The organism is Paenisporosarcina sp. P4_E4_2 (assembly GCF_056401595.1).
The window spans coordinates 1-3055 of sequence record NZ_JBFUJC010000365.1 but is presented as its reverse complement, the minus strand read 5'-3'; the positions used below and the strand labels follow the sequence as shown (position 1 = coordinate 3055).

Annotated in this window: 3 protein-coding genes; all 3 read right to left on the bottom strand. The window is 41.9% G+C overall.

What is annotated here, in order from left to right; all coding sequences use genetic code 11:
• On the bottom strand, positions 1-1109 hold a 1109-nt coding region (locus tag AC1DSB_RS17160; protein WP_477587194.1), incomplete at its 3' end, for a dihydrolipoamide acetyltransferase family protein.
• Positions 1110-1129: 20 nt separating this feature from the next.
• On the bottom strand, positions 1130-2113 hold the full coding sequence (locus AC1DSB_RS17155; RefSeq protein WP_016426990.1) for an alpha-ketoacid dehydrogenase subunit beta: 984 nt from the start codon (positions 2111-2113) through the stop codon (positions 1130-1132).
• On the bottom strand, positions 2113-3055 hold a 943-nt coding region (locus AC1DSB_RS17150; protein WP_477587193.1), incomplete at its 5' end, for a thiamine pyrophosphate-dependent dehydrogenase E1 component subunit alpha. The genes AC1DSB_RS17150 and AC1DSB_RS17155, both read right to left, overlap by 1 nt.

Below are 3055 nucleotides of genomic sequence, written 5' to 3'. Positions count from 1 at the left end.
TTGATGATGCCAATTGATTGAATTGAACCGAATGAACCTGTGTTATTTACTGTGAATGTACCACCTTGCATTTCGTCAGATTTCAATTTACCAGCACGCACTTTGCCTGCCAATTCATTGATTTCACGACCGATACCTTTGATTGTTTTTTCATCAGCATTTTTAATTACCGGTACGAATAAAGCATCTTCCGTCGCAACTGCGATTGAAATGTTGATGTCTTTTTTCTGTACGATTTTGTCGCCAGCCCACATTGAGTTCATCATTGGGAATTCTTTTAAAGCTTGAGAAACAGCTTTTACGAAGAATGCGAAATACGTCACATTGAATCCTTCTTTTTTCTTGAATTCATTTTTGATGGAATCGCGGTATTGAACTAGGTTTGTTACATCTACTTCAATCATTGTCCACGCATGTGGTGCTTCATGTTTACTGCGCAACATGTTGGCAGCGATGGCTTTACGAATTCCTGTAACCGGAATTTCGATATCACCTACAGCTACTGGTACATTGACAGGAGCCGCAGCCGGTTTAGAAGCTTGAGCTGTGTTTTGAGCAGGTACAGCAGTTTCTGCTTTAGGAGCAGCTTGTTCTGCTTTTGCCGTCGGAATATTACCGCTTTCGATAATCGCAAGCAAGTCTTTACGCGTAATACGACCTTCATTACCCGTTCCGTCCACTAGTGATAAGTCGATATCGTTTTCTTGAGCAAGTTTCAGAACCGCAGGTGAATAACGGGCTTTCGCACCTTTTTCACGAACTGGAGTCGGTGCTGCAGCCTTCTTCGATTCAGCAGCAGGCATTTCTGCAGCTGTTGCTTTTTCTGTAGGAGTTTCTTCAGATGTTGATTCTTCTGAAGATGCACCACCTTCTGTTTCGATTGTACAAACAACTGCGCCGACTTCCAAAGTTTGACCTTCAGTAGCGATCAGTTCTTTAATTACACCTGTAAATGAAGAAGGAATTTCAGCTGTTACTTTATCTGTATTCACTTCAGCAAGTGAATCATACTTATTCACTTTGTCACCCGGTTGAACCAACCATTTTTCGATTGTTCCTTCTGTTACGGATTCACCAAGCTGGGGCATTTTAATTTGTTCGATTGCCAATTGTAACTCCTCCTTTCAGGTTAAAATTCCGCAAGTTCACGCATTGCTTTTTCGACTTTATCTGGATTGATCATAAAGAATTTCTCCATTGTCGGTGCATAAGGCATTGCCGGTACATCCGGACCAGCCAAACGTTTAATTGGTGCATCTAGATCAAACAGGCAGTTTTCAGCAATGATTGCTGCAACTTCACCCATGATGCTACCTTCCATATTATCTTCAGTAACAAGAAGAACTTTACCTGTTTTTGAAGCAGCTTCAATAATTGCTTCTTTATCCAATGGATAAATCGTGCGCAAATCAAGAATGTGAGCAGAAATACCATCCTGCTCTAAACGCTCAGCAGCTTGAAGTGCAAAGTGGACAGCAAGACCGTAAGTGATAACAGTGATGTCTTCACCTTCACGTTTGACGTCTGCTTTTCCGATTTCGATTGTGTAATCATCTTCAGGCACTTCACCTTTGATTAAACGGTAAGCGCGTTTGTGCTCGAAGAACATTACTGGATCTTCATCACGGATAGCAGCTTTCAATAATCCTTTAGCATCGTATGGTGTTGAAGGAATAACGATTTTCAAACCTGGTTGGTTAGCAAAAATCGCTTCAACAGATTGTGAATGGTAAAGAGCTCCATGAATTCCCCCACCAAAAGGTGCACGGAAAACGATTGGACAAGACCAGTCATTATTTGAACGGTAACGAATACGGGAAGCTTCAGAAATGATTTGGTTAACAGCTGGCATGATAAAGTCAGCAAATTGCATTTCTGCAATTGGACGCATTCCATACATTGCTGCACCGATTCCAACGCCGGCAATAGCAGATTCTGCTAATGGAGTATCCATTACACGGTGTTCTCCAAATTGATCGTATAAACCTTGAGTAGCTTTGAAAACGCCGCCTTTACGACCTACGTCTTCACCAAGGACGAATACGTTTTCATCACGTTCCATCTCTTCTTTCATTGCGAGTGTAATCGCGTCAATATAAGACATAACTGCCATTATGCGTTCCCCCCGTCTTTTTCAGCATAGACGTATTTTAAAGCATCTTCAGGTGCAGCATAAGGAGCATTTTCTGCATAATCCGTTGCTTCATTTACTTCCTTCATAATACGGTCATTTAGTTCTTTTTCGATTTCTTCAGTCAAAATGTTCAACTCTGTCAAATAGGTTGCGAATTTGCCGATTGGATCAGCAGCTTGCCCTTCAGCAAGGTCTTCCGCTGTACGATATTGACGTTGATCATCATCAGATGAGTGAGCTGTCAAACGATGCGATACTGCTTCGATAAGGCTTGGGCCTTCTCCGTTACGTGCGCGGTCCGCAGCTTCTTTCACTACTTTATAAACTTCTAAAGGATCTGTTCCATCAACAGTGAATCCAGGCATGCCGTAACCAATTGCACGATCAGAAACGTTTTTAGCTGCTACCTGTCTGTCGTAAGGAACTGAAATCGCATATTTATTGTTTTCTACCATTGTGATACATGGTAATTTATGAACGCCTGCAAAGTTCAAGCCTTCGTGGAAGTCCCCTTGGTTTGATGAACCTTCACCAAGTGTTACAAAAGTGACGAAGTCTTTTTGTTGAATTTTACCAGCTAATGCCACACCAACTGCATGTGGAAGTTGTGTAGTAACAGGTGAAGAACCTGTCAAAATACGATTTTTCTTTTGTCCAAAGTGACCAGGCATTTGACGTCCACCTGAGTTTGGATCTTCAGCTTTTGCAAAAGCTGAAAGCATCAAATCACGAGCTGTCATACCAAAGTGTAAAACAACACCCATATCACGGTAGTAAGGAGCGATATAATCTTTCGTGTTATCAAGTGCGAAAGCAGCACCTACTTGTGTTGCTTCCTGACCTTGACAAGAAATAACGAAAGGAATTTTCCCTGCACGGTTCAATAACCACATACGCTCATCCACTCGACGTGCCATAAGC